The sequence below is a fragment of the Janthinobacterium sp. KBS0711 genome, assembly GCF_000988085.1.
Lineage (GTDB): Bacteria > Pseudomonadota > Gammaproteobacteria > Burkholderiales > Burkholderiaceae_D > Janthinobacterium > Janthinobacterium lividum_E.
On sequence record NZ_LBCO01000004.1, the window covers coordinates 169,672 to 187,556 of the forward strand.

20 protein-coding genes are annotated in these 17,885 nt (G+C 59.9%); 13 read left to right on the forward strand and 7 right to left on the reverse strand.

The window, feature by feature from the left end; translation table 11 throughout:
- Window positions 1-71 precede the first annotated feature (71 nt).
- From VM94_RS01305 to VM94_RS01355, 11 genes are all read left to right on the forward strand, one after another.
- On the forward strand, window positions 72-842 hold the full coding sequence (locus VM94_RS01305; RefSeq protein ID WP_046681849.1) for a ParA family protein: 771 nt from the start codon (window positions 72-74) through the stop codon (window positions 840-842).
- Between the two features lie 64 nt (window positions 843-906).
- Window positions 907-1,794: a ParB/RepB/Spo0J family partition protein gene (locus VM94_RS01310; protein ID WP_046681850.1), complete on the forward strand. Its 888-nt coding sequence runs from the start codon at window positions 907-909 to the stop codon at window positions 1,792-1,794.
- Between the two features lie 270 nt (window positions 1,795-2,064).
- Entirely contained in the window at window positions 2,065-2,433 is a 369-nt protein-coding gene (locus tag VM94_RS01315; RefSeq protein ID WP_034752692.1) for an ATP synthase subunit I, read from the forward strand.
- 51 nt (window positions 2,434-2,484) lie between these two features.
- Complete coding sequence (atpB, locus tag VM94_RS01320; RefSeq protein WP_046681851.1) at window positions 2,485-3,294, forward strand: F0F1 ATP synthase subunit A; 810 nt, start codon at window positions 2,485-2,487, stop codon at window positions 3,292-3,294.
- A 59-nt stretch (window positions 3,295-3,353) separates the two neighbouring features.
- The gene (atpE, locus tag VM94_RS01325) at window positions 3,354-3,632 is read left to right on the forward strand and encodes a F0F1 ATP synthase subunit C (protein ID WP_034752695.1); all 279 of its coding nucleotides are present in this window, start codon (window positions 3,354-3,356) and stop codon (window positions 3,630-3,632) included.
- Window positions 3,633-3,675: 43 nt separating this feature from the next.
- Window positions 3,676-4,146 (forward strand): F0F1 ATP synthase subunit B, encoded by a 471-nt coding sequence (locus tag VM94_RS01330; protein WP_034752697.1) that lies wholly within the window; start codon window positions 3,676-3,678, stop codon window positions 4,144-4,146.
- Window positions 4,147-4,148: 2 nt separating this feature from the next.
- A complete protein-coding gene (locus tag VM94_RS01335) occupies window positions 4,149-4,694 on the forward strand; it encodes a F0F1 ATP synthase subunit delta (RefSeq protein ID WP_034752699.1) in 546 nt (181 codons plus the stop codon).
- Between the two features lie 78 nt (window positions 4,695-4,772).
- The gene (atpA, locus tag VM94_RS01340; RefSeq protein WP_034752701.1) at window positions 4,773-6,314 is read left to right on the forward strand and encodes a F0F1 ATP synthase subunit alpha; all 1,542 of its coding nucleotides are present in this window, start codon (window positions 4,773-4,775) and stop codon (window positions 6,312-6,314) included.
- A 62-nt stretch (window positions 6,315-6,376) separates the two neighbouring features.
- Window positions 6,377-7,252 carry a F0F1 ATP synthase subunit gamma gene (gene atpG / locus VM94_RS01345; protein ID WP_046681852.1) on the forward strand — a complete coding sequence of 292 codons (876 nt, stop codon included), beginning with the start codon at window positions 6,377-6,379 and terminating at the stop codon, window positions 7,250-7,252.
- A 29-nt stretch (window positions 7,253-7,281) separates the two neighbouring features.
- Entirely contained in the window at window positions 7,282-8,682 is a 1,401-nt protein-coding gene (atpD, locus tag VM94_RS01350; protein ID WP_034752705.1) for a F0F1 ATP synthase subunit beta, read from the forward strand.
- A 62-nt stretch (window positions 8,683-8,744) separates the two neighbouring features.
- A complete protein-coding gene (locus VM94_RS01355) occupies window positions 8,745-9,164 on the forward strand; it encodes a F0F1 ATP synthase subunit epsilon (protein WP_034752707.1) in 420 nt (139 codons plus the stop codon).
- A 71-nt stretch (window positions 9,165-9,235) separates the two neighbouring features.
- Here VM94_RS01355 and rsgA read toward each other — a convergent pair whose 3' ends face one another.
- From rsgA to VM94_RS01390, 7 genes are all read right to left on the reverse strand, one after another.
- Window positions 9,236-10,300 carry a ribosome small subunit-dependent GTPase A gene (rsgA, locus tag VM94_RS01360; protein WP_046681853.1) on the reverse strand — a complete coding sequence of 355 codons (1,065 nt, stop codon included), beginning with the start codon at window positions 10,298-10,300 and terminating at the stop codon, window positions 9,236-9,238.
- 275 nt (window positions 10,301-10,575) lie between these two features.
- Window positions 10,576-11,130, reverse strand: a complete 555-nt coding sequence (locus VM94_RS01365; protein WP_034752711.1) for a hypothetical protein — start codon at window positions 11,128-11,130, stop codon at window positions 10,576-10,578.
- Window positions 11,131-11,193: 63 nt separating this feature from the next.
- Window positions 11,194-11,565 carry an adenosylmethionine decarboxylase gene (speD, locus tag VM94_RS01370; RefSeq protein WP_046681854.1) on the reverse strand — a complete coding sequence of 124 codons (372 nt, stop codon included), beginning with the start codon at window positions 11,563-11,565 and terminating at the stop codon, window positions 11,194-11,196.
- 2 nt (window positions 11,566-11,567) lie between these two features.
- Complete coding sequence (locus VM94_RS01375; protein ID WP_046681855.1) at window positions 11,568-11,756, reverse strand: hypothetical protein; 189 nt, start codon at window positions 11,754-11,756, stop codon at window positions 11,568-11,570.
- The gene (locus VM94_RS01380; RefSeq protein WP_046681856.1) at window positions 11,753-13,216 is read right to left on the reverse strand and encodes a DUF4178 domain-containing protein; all 1,464 of its coding nucleotides are present in this window, start codon (window positions 13,214-13,216) and stop codon (window positions 11,753-11,755) included. Before VM94_RS01380 ends, VM94_RS01375 begins: the two co-directional genes overlap by 4 nt.
- Before the next feature lie 10 nt (window positions 13,217-13,226).
- Window positions 13,227-14,267 (reverse strand): SPFH domain-containing protein, encoded by a 1,041-nt coding sequence (locus VM94_RS01385; RefSeq protein ID WP_046681857.1) that lies wholly within the window; start codon window positions 14,265-14,267, stop codon window positions 13,227-13,229.
- A 28-nt stretch (window positions 14,268-14,295) separates the two neighbouring features.
- Window positions 14,296-14,682: a DUF350 domain-containing protein gene (locus VM94_RS01390; RefSeq protein WP_082127519.1), complete on the reverse strand. Its 387-nt coding sequence runs from the start codon at window positions 14,680-14,682 to the stop codon at window positions 14,296-14,298.
- A 59-nt stretch (window positions 14,683-14,741) separates the two neighbouring features.
- On the opposite strand from VM94_RS01390, the gene VM94_RS01395 reads away from it, so the two are divergent.
- Complete coding sequence (locus VM94_RS01395; protein ID WP_046681859.1) at window positions 14,742-16,253, forward strand: polyamine aminopropyltransferase; 1,512 nt, start codon at window positions 14,742-14,744, stop codon at window positions 16,251-16,253.
- Complete coding sequence (locus VM94_RS01400; protein WP_046681860.1) at window positions 16,253-17,884, forward strand: NAD(P)/FAD-dependent oxidoreductase; 1,632 nt, start codon at window positions 16,253-16,255, stop codon at window positions 17,882-17,884. The genes VM94_RS01395 and VM94_RS01400 overlap by 1 nt, the downstream gene beginning before the upstream one ends.
- The last annotated feature ends 1 nt before the right edge of the window (window position 17,885 follow it).

The following is a 17,885-nucleotide window of genomic DNA, read 5'->3' on the forward strand; positions in this document are numbered from 1 at the left end:
TAGTATAAATCGTTTCGGTCCAATGCCGGGGCGCACGATGAAGTTTGCATCTCTTTACAACTAGAAGATACATGGCCAAAATTTTTTGTGTAGCAAATCAAAAGGGTGGTGTTGGTAAAACCACAACAAGCGTCAACCTCTCCGCCGGTCTGGCCAAGTTGAACCAGCGCGTGCTGCTGGTCGACCTCGACCCGCAGGGCAATGCGACCATGGGCGCCGGCATCAACAAGGCCGGCTTGAAGGCGTCGACCTATGAAGTGATGCTGGGCGAGTCCGATGTCAAGACGGCACGCCAGCGTTCGGAAGCGGGGCGCTTCGATGTCTTGCCATCGAACCGCGAGCTGGCCGGTGCCGAAGTGGAGATGGTCGAGCTGGACAACCGCGAACGCCGCCTGAAGGATGCGCTGGCCGAAGTGGATAGTGAATATGACTTCATCCTGGTAGATTGCCCACCGGCATTATCGATGCTGACCTTGAACGGCCTGTGCGCCGCGCATGGCGTGATCATCCCGATGCAGTGCGAGTACTACGCACTGGAAGGCTTGTCCGACCTGGTCAACACCATCAAGAAGGTGCATGCGAACCTGAATCCGGATCTGAAGATCATTGGGCTCTTGCGCGTGATGTTCGATCCGCGCATGACATTATCGCAACAAGTGTCGGCGCAGCTGGAACAGCACTTCGGCGACAAGGTGTTCAATACCATCATCCCGCGCAATGTGCGCCTGGCCGAAGCGCCGTCGTACGGCCTGCCCGGCGTGACCTTCGACCCCAGCTCGAAAGGTGCCCAGGCGTATATCGCCTTCGGCGCCGAGATGGTCGAACGCATCAAACATATGTAAACAAGGGGCGGGCGTCTGCACTTCATGATGTAAGCGCTTACTCTGAAAACACGATTAGGACAGCATGGCTACGAAAAAATTAAAAGGATTGGGTCGCGGACTCGACGCCCTGTTGGGCGGCGGCGGTGGCGACTTCACCAGTCCGGACACGAATCAACCGTCGAACTTGCCCGTGTCGCAAATGCAAGCCGGCAAATACCAGCCGCGCACGCGCATGGACGAGGGAGCCTTGAACGAACTGGCCGCCTCGATCAAGGCGCAAGGGCTGATGCAGCCGATCCTGGTGCGCCCGATCGGGCAAGACACCTTGAGCGGCTTGGTGAAATATGAAATCATCGCCGGCGAACGCCGTTTCCGGGCTTCGCAACTGGCCGGCCTGACGGAAGTGCCGGTACTGGTGCGCGACGTGGACGACCTGGCTGCCGCCGCCATGGCGCTGATCGAGAACATCCAGCGCGAAGACCTCAATCCACTGGAAGAAGCGCAAGGCATCCACCGCCTGATCGCCGACTTCAGTTTTACGCATGAGCAAGCGGCCACTGCGCTGGGACGCTCGCGCAGCGCCGTGTCGAACCTGTTGCGCTTGATGAACCTGGCCGCTCCCGTGCAAACCATGCTGATGGCCGGCGATATCGACATGGGCCATGCGCGCGCGCTGCTGGCCGTCGATGCGGCCAGCCAGATCACCCTGGCGAACCAGGTCGTGGCCAAGCGCCTGTCCGTGCGCGAAACGGAAAAGCTCGTCACGCGCACGGTCGAGGAAGCGGCCAACCCGGTCGAGCCGCGGCAAAAGGAAAAGTCCGGCGACATCGCGCGCCTGGAAGAAGAGCTGTCCGATGCGCTGGCCACGCCCGTGGTGTTCAAGATGGGCAACAAGGGCCGTGGCCAATTGGTGATCGATTTTGCCGATCTTGACGTATTGGATGGTTTGTTGACCCGCTTGCGTGGTTAAATAGCAAGCTGCAAAGGCAGGGGCCATGCGGGTGTGGACAATCCGGCCATGCTTTCCGGATGCACCACGTGATTCCTTGATAACACGGCTGGAAGCGGCCAGACAAGCGGCTTTGCCATATAGTGGTGCAAAAGGCGGCGAATAGTCGGTAAAGCGTCAGTTTCACGCAGCAATTGCCCTGCTGCGGTGCAGCAACGTTTGACTCTATAGATCAAAGCCAACTATAATCCCGTGTCTTTGCGTGTGTAGATTTTTCTGGGAACTTGGCAATTGAGTGATTCACAACAAAGTATTGCCAAGCCAGTCTACAAAGTAGTTGCCTTGCAGCTAGCAATCGCTATCAGTTTTGCCACGGTCACCCTGTTTTTCGGTGGCAGTGTCAGAGGCTGGTCCGCCGCATACGGCGGCGCTATCGCAGTCATCGGTAGCCTGGTGTATGCCCTGTTGGTGGTTCGCGGTTCTAGCGACGCCAATAAGGCATTCCGGGCGCATTTGCGCGCAGAAGTGGTGAAAATATTTATCACAGCGGTGCTGTTTATATTGGCACTGGTGTTGTTTCAGTCGGCCGCCTGGTTATGGCTGATCTTGGGTTTCGCGGTGGCAACCTTAGCATACTGGTTTTCATTGCTCGCTGTTTAATCATTGGTTTTGGGGCCTGTTGAGCTCTGAAACGACAAATCTAAATTCATTATGACCACAGAACACGCTATTGAAGCGGGCCATGCTGCCCCGGCCAACGCCACAGAATACATCAGTCACCATCTGGCCCACCTGAGAAGTGCCGACGGCATGATCAATCTGGATACGTTCTGGATTTCGGCCATTCTGGGCTTTGTTTTCCTGGCTGTTTTCTATATGGCGTCGCGCCGCGCGACGGCTGGTGTCCCTGGCAAGTTGCAAAACTTCGTCGAAATGGTCATGGAAATCGTCAATGACACTATTAATGGGGCCTTCCACGCGAAAAGCAAGGTCATCGCGCCGCTGGCCATCACTATTTTTGTGTGGGTCTGGTTGCTCAACGCGATGGACTTCCTGCCGGTTGACCTGTTGCCGAAGATCCTGAGCTGGTTTGGCGTACATAAACTGCGCGCCGTGCCGACCGCCGACGTCAACCACACCTTCGCCATGTCGCTGTCGGTCGTGCTGTGCGTGATCGCCTTCTCGATCAAGGCCAAGGGCCTGGGCGGCTGGATCAAGGAACTGTTCACGGCACCGTTCCACGCGAGCGGCCTGATCGGCACGATCGCCCTGGCACCTGTCAATTTCTTGCTGCAAATGGTTGAGCTGGTTGCAAAACTGATCTCCCTGTCGCTGCGACTGTTCGGCAATATGTATGCCGGCGAACTGATTTTCATCTTGATCGCGTTGTTGCCTTGGTGGGCACAGTGGGCGTTGGGTGGTCCATGGGCAATTTTCCATATCTTGATTGTAACTTTGCAAGCTTTTGTGTTTATGGCGTTGACGGTTGTGTATCTGAGCCTCGCGGTTGAGAAACATTAATCATTAACTTTATATTTTGTTTTTTTAGTATCTTTCGTTTTTAAATTTAGGAGAATTTTATGCAAGCTCTGATCGCACAAGTACAAAGCATGACCGTTCTGGCAGCAGCAATCATCATCGGCCTGGCCGCAATCGGCACCGCTCTGGGCTTCGCTATCTTGGGTGGCAAATTCCTGGAAGCTTCGGCACGTCAACCAGAACTGATGCCACAACTGCAAACCAAACTGTTCGTTATCGCTGGTCTGCTGGATGCTATTTCGATGATCGGCGTTGGTGTTGCTCTGCTGTACACGTTCGCTAACCCGTTCCTGTCCGCTCTGACGGCTGTTGCTCAGTAATTCGCTCCAACCCTAGGAGAAACTTTTAGTTAGGAGCAAAGGTATGGACATCAATATGTCGCTCATCGGCCAGATGATCACCTTCGCGGTGTTGGTCTGGTTCTCGATGAAGTTCGTATTTCCAGCGCTGAACAATGCGCTGGATGAGCGTGCCAAACGAATCGCGGATGGATTGGCTGCGGCCGATCAAGGTCAAGCTTCGATGGCAGTCGCTGAAAAGCGTGCGCAAGAGGCATTGAACAGTGCACGTGAAGAAGCGTCGCAACGTGTTGCGGACGCTGAAAAGCGCGCGCAGCTGGTTGCTGAAGAGATCAAGCAAAATGCACAAGCTGAAGCTGCGCGTATCATTGCGCAAGCCCAGTCGGACGCCGAACAGCAACTGTCGAAAGCACGCGAACAATTGCGCGCTCAGGTGGCTGACCTGGCTGTCAAGGGTGCCGAGCAGATCTTGAAGCGTGAAGTTAACGCTACGGCTCACGCCGAAATGTTGCAGCGTCTTGCTGTCGAGCTGTAATCATGGCAGAACTCGCAACCGTCGCCCGTCCCTACGCGGAAGCTTTGTTCCGCGTAGCCCAAGCTGGTAAGGAGTCAAGCAACCTCGCGGCGTGGTCCGAGCTGGTGTCCGAACTGGCACAGATCGGTAGCCACCCCGAGGTACAGGCGTACGCGCGCAATCCGAAAGTTTCGGAAAGCGACGTCGCCGCCACCATCCTGTCGTTGTTGAAATCGCCGCTCAATGAGGAAGTGAAAAACTTCGTCACGATGTTGATCGAAAATGGCCGCATCAGCCTGCTGCCGGAAATCGGCGCGCAATTCCATGCCTTGAAAAATGGCCTGGAAGGTGCGGCTGACGCCGAGATCACGAGCGCTTTCGATCTGAGCGAAGGCCAAACGGCCGAGCTGGTCGCAACGCTGGAAAAGAAATTCAGTCGTAAGCTCAACCCTGCCGTCACAGTGGATCCATCGCTGCTCGGCGGCGTGCGCGTGGTCGTTGGCGACCAAGTGCTCGATACCTCGGTGCGCGCCAAGTTGCAGCAACTGCACGCTGCACTGGTGTCGTAAGACACGCGCTTCGGCAGGCCAGCTTAGACAGACCCTTACCCCTCGCGCAAGCTGAGAGAAACACTTTTAGGAGTTAGTATGCAACTCAACCCATCTGAAATCAGCGAGTTGATCAAGAGCCGGATCCAAGGTCTTGACGGCGGCGCTGAAGTGCGTAATCAAGGCACGGTTATTTCCGTCGCCGACGGTATCTGCCGCATCCACGGTTTGTCGGACGTGATGCAAGGCGAGATGCTGGAATTCCCAGGCAACACGTTTGGCCTGGCAATGAATCTGGAACGCGACTCCGTCGGTTCCGTGATTCTGGGTGCCTACGAGCACATTTCCGAAGGCGACACGGTGAAATGCACCGGCCGCATTCTGGAAGTGCCAGTCGGTCCTGAGCTGCTCGGCCGCGTTGTCAACGCACTGGGCCAGCCGATCGACGGCAAAGGCGCCATCGAAACCAAACTGACGGCCGCGATTGAAAAAATCGCACCGGGCGTGATCGCCCGTGAATCCGTTTCGCAACCGATGCAAACCGGCCTGAAGTCGATCGATGCGATGGTTCCAGTTGGCCGCGGCCAGCGCGAACTGATCATCGGCGACCGTCAAACCGGCAAGTCGGCTGTGGCGATTGATGCGATCATCAATCAAAAAGGCCAGGGCATGAAATGTATCTACGTCGCGATTGGCCAAAAAGCCTCGTCGATCAAGAACATCGTGCGCTCGCTGGAACAGCACGGCGCGATGGAATACACCATCGTTGTCGCCGCTTCCGCTTCGGAATCGGCCGCCATGCAATACATCTCGCCGTACTCCGGTTGCGCCATGGGCGAATACTTCCGTGACCGCGGTGAAGATGCACTGATCGTCTACGATGATCTGTCCAAACAAGCTGTTGCATACCGTCAAATCTCGCTGCTGCTGCGCCGTCCACCAGGTCGCGAAGCGTACCCAGGCGACGTGTTCTACCTGCACAGCCGCCTGCTGGAACGCGCAGCACGCGTGAACGCCGACTACGTCGAGAAGTTCACCGACGGCGCCGTCAAAGGCAAGACCGGTTCCCTGACGGCGTTGCCGATCATTGAAACGCAAGCTGGCGACGTGTCCGCATTCGTTCCAACCAACGTGATTTCGATTACCGACGGTCAGATCTTCCTGGAAACCTCGCTGTTCAACGCCGGTATCCGTCCTGCAATTAACGCCGGTATTTCCGTATCGCGCGTCGGTGGCGCCGCCCAGACCAAGGTCATCAAAAACCTGTCCGGCGGTATCCGTACCGACTTGGCGCAGTACCGTGAACTGGCCGCGTTTGCGCAGTTCGCTTCGGACCTGGATGAATCGACCCGCAAGCAGCTGGACCGTGGTGCCCGCGTAACGGAATTGCTCAAGCAAGCCCAATACTCGCCACTGTCGATCTCGCTGATGGCCGTATCGCTGTTCTCGGTGAATAAAGGCTTCATGGACGACGTGCCAGTCAAGCAAGTGCTGTCGTTCGAAGCTGGTGTCCACGCTTACATGAAGACCAAGCAAGCTGCTCTGCTGGCCAAGATCGAAGAAACCAAGCAACTCGACAAAGACAGCGAAGCAACTCTGTCGGCGGCCATTGCTGATTTCAAGAAATCCGGCGCATATTAAGCGGCCAGGCGGCGCCCACCTCGAGTGAGGCGCCGCCCTACGCGCAGAAGGAGTAAGGACTCATGGCATCAAGCAAAGAGATACGAGGCAAGATCAAGAGCGTAGAGAATACGAAGAAGATCACCAAGGCGATGGAAATGGTCGCCGCGTCCAAAATGCGCAAGGCGCAAGACCGGATGCGGGCCGCCCGTCCCTACAGTGACAAGATTCGGAATATCGCCGCCAATCTGGCGACCGCCAATCCGGAATACACGCACCCGTTCCTGGCAGCTGCCCAGGGTACGCAAGCGAAGGCAGTGGGTTTCATCGTTGTCACGACCGACAAGGGTCTGTGCGGCGGCATGAACACCAACATCCTGCGCCAGGTGACGTCGAAGTCGCGCGAGCTGGAAGCAGCTGGCAACCGGGTTGAAGCAGTTGCCATCGGTAACAAGGGTTTGGGTTTTTTGAATCGCATCGGCGTCAAGATCGTCGCCTCTGCCATTCAAACTGGTGATACGCCCCACCTGGACAAACTGATCGGACCTGTCAAGGTCATGCTCGAAGAGTTCCAGGCAGGCAAGATCGATGCAGTGTACCTGTGCTACACCAAATTCATCAACACGATGAAACAGGAACCAGTCGTGGAGCAATTGCTGCCCCTGACGGCCGACAAGATGGTCGCCGACAAGGGTGCTCACTCGTGGGATTACATCTACGAGCCGGACGCGCAAAGCGTGATCGACGAATTGCTGGAGCGCTATGTAGAAGCGCTGGTGTACCAGGCAGTCGCGGAGAATCTGGCGTCCGAGCAATCGGCACGGATGGTCGCGATGAAAGCTGCAAGCGACAACGCGGGTAGTGTGATCGGCGAATTGAAGCTGATCTACAACAAGACCCGCCAAGCTGCGATTACCAAAGAACTCTCCGAAATCGTCGCCGGTGCGGCTGCGGTTTAAACGAATTTAACTATATTGAAGGAACGAACATGGCTGATGGCAAAATCGTTCAGTGTATCGGCGCTGTGGTGGACGTTGAGTTTCCCCGCAACGCGATGCCTAAGGTATTTGATGCCTTGAAGATGGCAGGCTCGGAACTGACCCTGGAAGTACAACAGCAGTTGGGCGACGGCATTGTCCGTACCATTGCACTCGGCTCGTCCGATGGCCTGCGTCGCGGCATGATGATCCAGAACACCGGCAAACCTATCATGGTGCCAGTCGGTAAAGCAACCCTGGGTCGCATCATGGACGTGCTGGGCAACCCGATCGACGAATGCGGCCCAGTGTCGCACGAGCAGATCGCGTCGATCCACCGCACCGCTCCTGCATACGACGAACTGTCGCCATCGCAAGAACTGCTGGAAACCGGCATCAAGGTGATCGACCTGGTTTGCCCGTTTGCAAAAGGCGGTAAAGTTGGTCTGTTCGGCGGCGCTGGCGTAGGCAAGACTGTGAACATGATGGAACTGATTAACAACATCGCCAAAGCGCACAGCGGCGTGTCCGTGTTCGCCGGTGTTGGTGAGCGTACTCGTGAAGGTAACGACTTCTACCACGAGATGGCTGACGCGAAAGTGGTCGATCTGGAAAACCCAGAGAACTCCAAAGTGGCGATGGTCTACGGTCAGATGAATGAACCGCCAGGTAACCGTCTGCGCGTCGCGCTGACCGGCCTGACGATCGCTGAATCGTTCCGTGATGAAGGCAAGGACGTTCTGTTCTTCGTCGACAACATCTACCGCTTTACGCTGGCTGGTACCGAAGTCTCGGCACTGCTGGGCCGTATGCCGTCGGCTGTGGGTTACCAACCGACCCTGGCTGAAGAAATGGGCCGTCTGCAAGAGCGTATTACGTCGACCAAGACCGGTTCGATCACCTCGATCCAGGCCGTCTACGTTCCAGCCGATGATTACACCGATCCGTCGCCTGCTACCACGTTTGCTCACTTGGATTCGACCGTTGCGCTGTCGCGTGACATCGCTTCCCTGGGTATCTACCCAGCCGTGGACCCACTGGATTCGACCTCGCGTCAGCTGGATCCGTTGATCGTTGGTCAAGAGCACTATGACACCGCGCGTGCCGTGCAAACGACCCTGCAACGCTACAAGGAATTGCGCGACATTATCGCGATTCTGGGTATGGACGAGCTGGCACCGGAAGACAAACTGCTGGTTGCCCGCGCACGTAAGATGCAACGTTTCCTGTCGCAGCCTTTCCACGTCGCTGAAGTCTTTACCGGCGCGCCTGGTAAATACGTTTCGCTCAAAGACACGATCAAGGGCTTCAAAATGATCGCTTCGGGCGAACTCGATCACCTGCCGGAACAAGCGTTCTACATGGTCGGCACGATCGAAGAAGCAATCGAAAAAGCCAAGAAACTTAACTAAGTTAAGTCTGGGCCTAACCCCGCCCCTCAGAAGGCGGGGTTCTTCAACCCGATAGGACACACATGGCACACACAATTCACGTTGACGTGGTTTCCGCTGAAGAACTGATTTTTTCAGGTGAAGCAGAATTCGTCGCGTTGCCGGGTGAACAGGGCGAGCTGGGTATCTACCCACGCCACACGCCTTTGATTACCCGCATCCGTCCGGGCGCGGTCCGCATCAAGGTAGTCGGCCAGGCAGAAGAAGAGTTCGTCTTCGTCGCCGGCGGCCTGCTGGAAGTGCAACCGGATACCGTGACCGTCCTGGCCGATACCGCGATCCGCGGTCACGACCTCGACGAAGCGAAAGCGCTGGAAGCGAAGAAGTTGGCGGAAGAAAATATCCACAACAAGGATTCGGGCATCGACTACGCGCAAGCGCAAGCCGAGCTGGCCAGCGCGATTGCGCAACTGGCAGCGATCCAGAAGCTGCGCAAGATGTAATCAATTTGCGCCGCGCAAGAAAGGCAGCCTTCGGGCTGCCTTTTTTTTCAGCAAACGAATTTCAGTAAAAATTAGCGGCGTTTGTCCTTTCCCCTTTCCAGTCCCGCCTTCAATATCGTCTTCCACTTGGCGCGCGCGGCGATGCGCTCGAGCGGCGTCTCCTCGCTACGGCGGGCGTCGCGCAGCAGCTTGTGATAATTGCGCAGGCGGTCCCCATCGACGGCGCCGCGCACGGCGCAACCGGGTTCGCTGGCATGCTGGCAATCGCGGAACTGGCACGTTGCCGCCAGCGCCGCGATGTCGTCAAAGGTAGCGGCCAAGGTTTCCACATCGGCATCGGCGCGCCAGCTGCGCAGCCCCGGCGTGTCGATGATGCAGGCGCCGCTGGTGCACAGGTGCAGCGAGCGGGCCGTCGTCGTGTGGCGCCCACGCCCGTCGCCATGGCGCACGCCGTTGGTTGCCTGCTCCGTCGCGCATAAAGTATTGGTCAGGCTGGACTTGCCGGCGCCCGATGAACCGAGCAGCACCAGGGTCTGGCCGGCGCTCAACCAGGGTTCCAGGATAGCCACGTCATACGCATGGCGCGTATCGATGGCAAACAGGGGCACGTGGGGCGGCAGGCGCTGTCTGAGCTGCGCCAGCTTGCCCGGTACGTCGTCGGCCACGTCGGCCTTGCTCAGCACCACCACGGGCGTCACTTGCGCCGCCAGCACGATGGACAGATAACGCTCGAGGCGGCGCGGATTAAAATCTTCGTCCAGTCCCATCACCAGCAGGGCCGTATCGACATTGCTGGCAAGCAGTTGGCGCCGGCCGTCATTGCCGCGTCGGGCGATCTGCGTGACCGGGGATAAGTGCGCCGTTATCCACAGCGCGCCGTGACCGTCGGCTTCGGCGGCGACCCAGTCGCCCACCGTGAGGATGGTGTCGTGTTCCTGCAGTTCGTGCAGCAGGCGCGGCAGGATTTTTGCCGGCTGTTCCAGGAGGCCATCGTGCACGATGATGCTGTCGCGGTGCACGGCGCAAACGCGCATCAGCTGCGCGGTGGGGGAAGAGATGTCGAGTTGGGTGGCTGCGCTGGCGATGGCCTGCTGCAGCCCGATAAGGCGTAGTTGCGCAAAATCGAATGCGATCATGGTAGCGTGATTCCAAATTCTGTCGTCCGCGTGCGGACATGTCGCCTGCGCGTGCAGGCACCGCCAGTCGCTTTGACTGGCACGAAAGAAGGGGAACGTCGGCTACGCGATCAGCGTATGGGGAAGTGCAGGCTAAAAGGCTTAGCGGGGAAAAACGGTGATCAGGCAGCCGACAGCACGGCAGTATCCGAATGGCGCATGTTGTCTACTCCTGTTGTGTGATGGAAAACACCAGTGTGCCAGCGGCCTGCGCCGCCGTCAACAGAAGGTGTGGCTTAGCTGCACATGCCGTAAGCCTGGCGCTCGGGGAAATAGCGGTAGGTAAACGTGCGCACCGGGTAGCGCTTGCCGCCGACGAGCATGTCGGGCATCGACAGATCAAAGCGCTGCGGCAGCTGGCGCGGCAGTTGCAACCGCAGGCGCCATTGCGTTTCCTTGCTGTTGCCGACGGCGGAAAACATGATGGGCAGCTGCTCGATGACGTCGACGATCTCCGCCTTCTGGTTCATGCCGCGCTGGTAAATGGTGAGTATCTTGGCCTGCGCGAAGGGCGGCTGTTTCGGTTCTTCCAGCAGAAAGGACAGGCGCGTAAAACTGGCTTGCGTACCGACGGGCAAGGTAAAAATCAGCGCCAGCTCCGTGCCGCCTTCCTTCAGGGTGACGGGCGGCGTGGCGTAGATGCTGATACCGCGCGGCAGCTCGAAACGCGAGCCCTCCGTCCACGTCTTGCACTCGGGCGTGGTGGCCTGATACAGGCTGGGCGCCGTGTAGTCATCGCAGGCGGAAACCAGCAGCAGCAGGGGCAGGGCAAGGAGGGCGGAACGGCGCATGGGAGTCACGGTTGGGATATGAGCCGACAGTGTAAGCGATCCCCACGCGATCCACCAGCGGCGCTAGGAATGCCCGGGCGGCGCGCGTCGTACGGACTGCAGCTGGCAATGCGCCGCCTGCAGCGCATCCTTGATGATGTCGAGCGCCAGCTGCGGCCGCGCCGCGCCGCACATGAAGATGTCGATGGCGGCAAAGCCGACCTCGGGCCAGGTATGCAGCGAGATGTGCGACTCGGCCAGCAGCAGCACGCCCGTGACGCCCTGGCCCGGGCCAAAGCTGTGGAAATGGCCGTGCAGCACCTGCGCGCCGGCCGCGACGGCGGCGTTGCGCAGCAGGCGCTCGAGCGCCGCGCAATCGCGCAGGCGTTCCGGCGCGATGCCCGACAGGTCGGCCAGCAGATGGGTGCCCAGGGGCAGATGCGGTGTGGACGCCATGCTTATTTGTGACTCCCGCCACCGCCGCCGGAGCCGCCGCCATAACCACCGCCGTAGCTGCCGCCGCCGGTGCCCGTGCGCGAACTCCAGCTGCTGCCGCTGCTGCTGCCGGCCACCTTGAACATGCGCACCCAGTTGGCGGCCGTGACACTGAAGGTCACCATCAGGGCATAGATCACATATTTACTCATGGGGGATTCTTTGCATTCTTGTCGAGAAAAGCGGCAGGCAGGAACAGCGCCAGGCAGCCCAGCAAACTCCACATCAAGGTGCTGGAGAACGAGACAAACATCGGGATCGCATTCAAGACCAGCACGATGACGATGAAGACCTTGGCGATGCCGCGGTGGCTCAGCTGGATATTGTGCACCTGGTCGCCGCCATGGAAGGCGGCGCCGAACCAGGCGGCCATCTGGTCATAGGCGACGGGCACGGAGCGCGACCAGGTCATTTCCTCGCTGGTGATTTCCGCCGCCAGCTTGGTCTGTCCCTGCTCGAATTCATGCACGTGCGTGCTGTCGCCGACAGCCACTTTCCAGTTGAAGGCACCGGCCGCATACACGACTTGCGAGCCGTAGTCATACAGTTTGCGATAGGTGGCGCCATCGAGCTTGCAGGTATCGGCGTCCAGCGACGTCCAGTTGGGCCAGTTCGGCAGCACGTTCGAGCGCGACCAGCCATCGTCCGTCTCCACCAGCCAGAAGAAGCCGGCGCGCGCGTTGTACAGCAGGTATTCGTTCCACTCGCTACCTTCGTCGTCGGCGCGGCGCATCATGCCGATCACCGTGAAGTCGACATTGCTGATCTTCGCGCTGGCACCCAGCTCCAGGGAGATGTCGGCGTTGTCGTGCACCTGCTTGCCGATGGCCAGCACCTGCGCTTCCGGGCCGCTGGCGTCGAGCTGCGCGTGGCAGGCGGGGCACACGAGTTGCGCCGCCGCGCCAGGCACATAGTGGATGCCGTTGCCGCAGGAGGGGCAGTCGAGCGCATCGAGCTTGCCGCGATACTTGCCGGCGCTCTTGGCGATGGCATCGTCGTCGCGCAGCAGCTGGCACTTCAAACTGTCCAGGGTGACGGCGACGCCCTGGTAGACGACCGGTTGCGGGCCATCCGTGTAGTCGAGCGTGACAAAGCTGGCGTAGTTGCGGAAGTCCGCCACCTGGATGCGCCAGCCGGCGCCCACCTTGAACGGCAGTTCTCCCTGCCCGGCGATGCATTCGGCGCTGCGGATCTCGGCCGCCGTGTACGGCTCGCCGCAAATCGTGTAGCGCCTGCCCGGCGCCAGCTCGCCAAAGGCGGGCAGGGCGTCCTGCGTGCTGCGTTCGCGCGTCAGGGTGTACAGGCCGGACGAGTCGCCCAGCCAGGCGGTGCTGGCGTCATCGAACAGCAGATACCACTCGTTCCACGTGCCGGCGCTGTAGCGCTGCTGGATGCGGCCGACGACGGTGAAGTGCACGCCATCGTGCACGCCGGCCGTGCCGATCTGGATCGGTGAATAGTCTTCCAGGACGGCCGACATCTTGCCCACGTCCCTGACGGAATCGGCGTCCTTGAGGATGGTGCTGTGGCAGTACTCGCACACGGCGAGCACGGAAGCGTGCGAGCGGAAACGGACTTCCGCGCCGCAGCTGGGACAGGAAACAGTTTGCATGCAGTCGCGCTTAGCCGATCAGTTTTTTCAGCAGTTCAGCCTTGGCGCCGTCGTAGTCGGCCGGCGAAATGAGACCCTTGTCCAGCAGGCCCTTGAGTTTTTCCAGGCGCGCTTCGATCGGTTCTTCCACGGGGGCCGGCGGCGCGCCGGGCGTCGGCGCCGGTGCCTGCTGCTGCAGCGCGCCGCCCATGCTTTGCGCCATCACCTGGCCGATCGACAGTCCGGCGCCCAGTCCCGCACCGATGCCGGCCATGCCGCCTTCGTTTTGCGCCGCCAGCGGGATCGCGTTGGCCACCTGGAATTTCGTGTAGCCGCTCATCTTGTCGGCACCCAGGCCACCCTTCATGCCGGCCGAGATGCGTTCGTCGAGCGCCGCCTGCAATTCCTCTGGCAGGCTGATGCTGGCCACGTTGAATTCATCGAGGCCCACGCCGTAGCGGGCAAACGCCTGCGCCAGGCCATCCTTGACTTCCTGCGCCATCAGCGCCTGGTTGGCCGCCATGTCGAGGAAGGGGACATTCGCGCCGCCCAGCGAGCTGGCCATGCTCGACATCAGAATGCCGCGCAACTGATCTTCCACCTCGTCGCGCGTATAGACTTCGCGCGTGCCGCTGATCTCGGTGAAGAAGGTGCGGGCGTCGGCGATGCGGTACGAGTACATGCCGAAGGCGCGCACGCGGATCATGTCGAAATCCTTGTCGCGGATGGTGATCGGCTGCGGCGTGCCCCACTTGCGGCCAGTCTGCACGCGCGTGCTGAAGTAATACACGTCCGACTTGAAGGGCGAATCGAACAGCTTGTCCCAGTTTTTCAGGTTGGTCAGCAACGGTAAAGTTTGCGTCGTCAGCTTGTGCGTGCCGGGACCGAAGACGTCGGCGATCTTGCCTTCATTGACGAAGACGGCGACCTGCGATTCGCGCACATTCAGGATGGCGCCGTTCTGGATCTCGAAATCCTGCATGGGAAAACGCCAGGCCAGTACGCCTTCCGTCTCTTCGTTCCACTGCAGTACGTCGATAAACTGCTTCTTGATAAAGCTGCCGAGGCTCATGATGGTGTCCTTGAATGAGGTAAAAACGTCAGGAAATGCAGGCGGCGTTGATGGCGCCGATCGACAGGGAAATGGCGGCCAGCAGGCCGCCGAAGGCGCTGTTGTTCGATTCGATCTGGTCCTTCGACATGCGCAGCAAACGTGTGGTGACCACATAGGCGAGCAATTGCACCACCATGGCGCCAAAGGCCCAGGCGAAGAATTGCTGGTAGCCGGCCGTGTGCATCAGGGACGAGGCGATGGTGGCGGAAAAGCCCAGCATGGCGCCGCCCAGCGACAGGGCCGCCGCCTGGTTGCCCTGGCGGATCAGCAGTACTTCGTTATACGGCGTGACGCGCGTGTAGATGATAAAAAATACAATCAGCAGCGCGGCGGCCAGTAAAAGGTGGATCAGATAGTTTAGGATGTCGGGCACGGCATTCCTCGCAATGAGCATTTGATAACGTCAACGCATATTAGAACAAAAAAAGTCCAATGAACAAAAAGATTCTGATTTTGTCCGTCTTCGTGGTCGCCTCCTGCGGCCTCGCGTATGAACTGATCGCTGGCGCCATGTCCAGCTACCTGCTCGGCGACTCCATCCTGCAGTTTTCCACCATCATCGGCTGCTACCTATTCGCGATGGGTGTGGGTGCTCACTTTTCCAAATACGTAAAGGATGATGACGTGCTTTCGCGCTTCGTCGACATCGAGCTGGCCGTGGGCCTGATCGGCGGCCTGTCGGCCGCCATCCTGTTCATGACGTTCTCGTGGATGGCCGCGCCATTTCGCACCTTATTGTATGTGATGGTGTTCCTGATCGGCGCACTGGTCGGCATGGAAGTGCCGCTGGTGATGCGTGCCCTGAACACGCGCCAGACGGAATTTTCCGAGCTGGTCAGCCGCGTGCTGACGTTCGACTACCTGGGTGCGCTGGCCGTCTCCCTGCTGTTCCCGCTGGTGCTGTCGCCGTATCTGGGCCTGGTGCGCACGGGCTTTTTGTTCGGCATGCTCAACGTGGGCGTGGGTCTGTGGAGCATTTATGTGTTCCGCGCCGAGCTGAAAAATCTCACGGGGCGTTTGCTGCGTGCCTGCGCCGTGATGCTGGTGCTGATCGCCGGCTTTGCCATGTCGGACCGCATGGTGGCCTGGGGCGAACATGGCCTGTTCGGCGACGAGATCGTGTATTCCACCACCACGCCCTACCAGCGCCTGGTGATCACGCACTGGAAGGATGATACGCGGCTGTACATCAACGGCAACTTGCAGTTTTCCTCGCGCGACGAGTACCGCTACCACGAGGCGCTGGTGCACCCCGTGCTGGAAGCGCTGCCGTGGGCGCGCCGCGTGCTGGTGCTGGGCGGCGGCGATGGCCTGGCGCTGCGCGAAATCCTCCGTTATCCCCACATCGAGCACGTCACCGTGGTCGATCTCGATCCCGCCATGACGGCCGCGTTTACCACGCGCCCGGAACTGGCCAAGCTGAATAACAGTTCGTTCTCGGACAAGCGCGTCACCGTCGTCAATGCCGATGCCGCCGTCTGGCTGCGCAATAACGGTGGCATGTTCGACGCGGCCATCGTCGATTTCCCCGACCCGTCCAGCTTCGCGCTCGGCAAGCTGTATTCGGTGCCGTTCTACGACCTGGTGAAAAAACACCTGGCGGCCAAGGGCCTGATGGTGGTGCAGTCGACGTCGCCGTTCTTTGCCCCGCACGCCTACTGGACCATCAATTCGACCCTGCGCGAAGTGGGCATGCGCACTTGGCCCTACCACGCCTACGTGCCTTCGTTCGGCGAATGGGGGTTTATCCTCGCTTCGCCCCAGCTCGACTACAAACCGCCCACCAGCTATCGCCTGCCCATGCGCTACCTGAATGCGGACACCACGCGCGAAATGTTCATCTTCCCGCCCGACATGCAGCCGCTGCCGATGGCGCCCAACCGCTTGAATACCCAGTCGCTCGTGCATGAATTCGAGCAGGACTGGAACCGGGTGATCCGCTGATGCAGCGCCGCTCCTTCATGCTGTGGGCCGCCGGCGGCACGGCGGCGGCCGCCGCAGGCATCGGCAGCATCGCCGCCTACCTGCGCTGGCAGGAAATCATGCCGAAGGTGCTGTACCCGGGACGCAGCGAGGGACATTATTTGCGTGAGCTGCTGCGCGAGCGCAAGGCGCTGCCGCCACCGTCACGCACCTTGCATACCGACGTGGCCATCCTCGGCTCGGGCATCGCCGGCCTGACGGCCGCCTGGCGCCTGAACAAGCTGGGGCACAAGGATTTCCTCATGATCGATGGCCCGCAGCCTTATGGCAACGCGGCTGGCGGGCAGTTCGGCGACCTGGCTTATCCGACCGGAGGCCATTATTTGCCGCTGCCGTCGCCCGAATCGACCCATGTGCGCGACATCCTGTTCGACCTGGGGATCATCCAGCGCGATCCGCAAGCGGAAAAGCCATATTATGACGAGCGCTACATCCTGCACGCGCCGGAAGAGCGCTTGCTGTTCAACGGCCACTGGCAGGACGGCTTCATTCCCACCGAAGGCGTCTCTGCCGAGGAACTGGCGCAGCACGAGCGCTTCTTTGCCGACGTGCGGCGCCTGCGCCAGGCGCATGGCAACGACGGCAAGCGCGTCTTCGTGTTCCCTACCGTGGAGTCGTCGCAAGACCCGGCCTGGCAGGCGCTCGACACCATCACATTAAAGCAGTGGATGGAGCGCGAAGGCTATACCTCGCCCACCCTGCACTGGTATCTGAATTACTGCTGCCGCGACGACTACGGCACGCGCTACGACCAGGTCTCGGCCTGGGCCGGCCTGCATTACTATTGCAGCCGCTGGGGCCAGGCGGCCAACGCGGGCAATGGCGCCTGGCTGACCTGGCCGGGCGGCATGCAACCGGTCGCCACGGCCATGGAGCAGGCGTCGGGCGTCAAACGTCATGCGGGCACGGTGGTTTCCGTGCAGACGACGGCTAACGGCGTGGAGGCGCTGTGCCTGGAACTGGTCGACGGCCAGCCGCGCACCTACCTGGTCAAGGCGCGCAAGGCCATCTGCGCCATGCCGCTGTATGTCGCTGCGCGCGTAGTGGACAACATCGCCGGCTATGGTTTTGACGCGAAGCGCCACACGCCCGCGTATGCGCCGTGGATGGTGGCCAATTTTTTACTGAAACGCTTTCCCGACGAACTGCCGCATGCGCCCCTGTGCTGGGACAACGTGGTGTACCAGGAACCGGGCCTCGGCTATGTCGTATCCACGCACCAGGACATCCGCGTGCGTCCGCCCGAGAAAACCGTTTTCAGCGCCTACGTGGCCCTGTCCGACCGCACGCCGCAGGAAGCCCGCAAATGGCTCGACACGGCCACGCCCGAAGAATTGCTGGCGCTGGCCAGCGTCGATTTGAAGACGGCGTATGGACGCGATTTCGCCAGCTGCGTGGAACGGGTCGACATCACCGTACGGGGCCACGCCATGGCCGCACCGTTGCCCGGTTTTCGCAGCAATGCGGGGCTCAAGGCGCTGCGCGAGCACGATGGCGCCATCCTGTTCGCGCATGCCGATCTGTCGGGCTTTTCCGTATTTGAAGAGGCGGCGTGGTGGGGAGATCGCGCTGCGCGATTAGCTGCCGCATAAA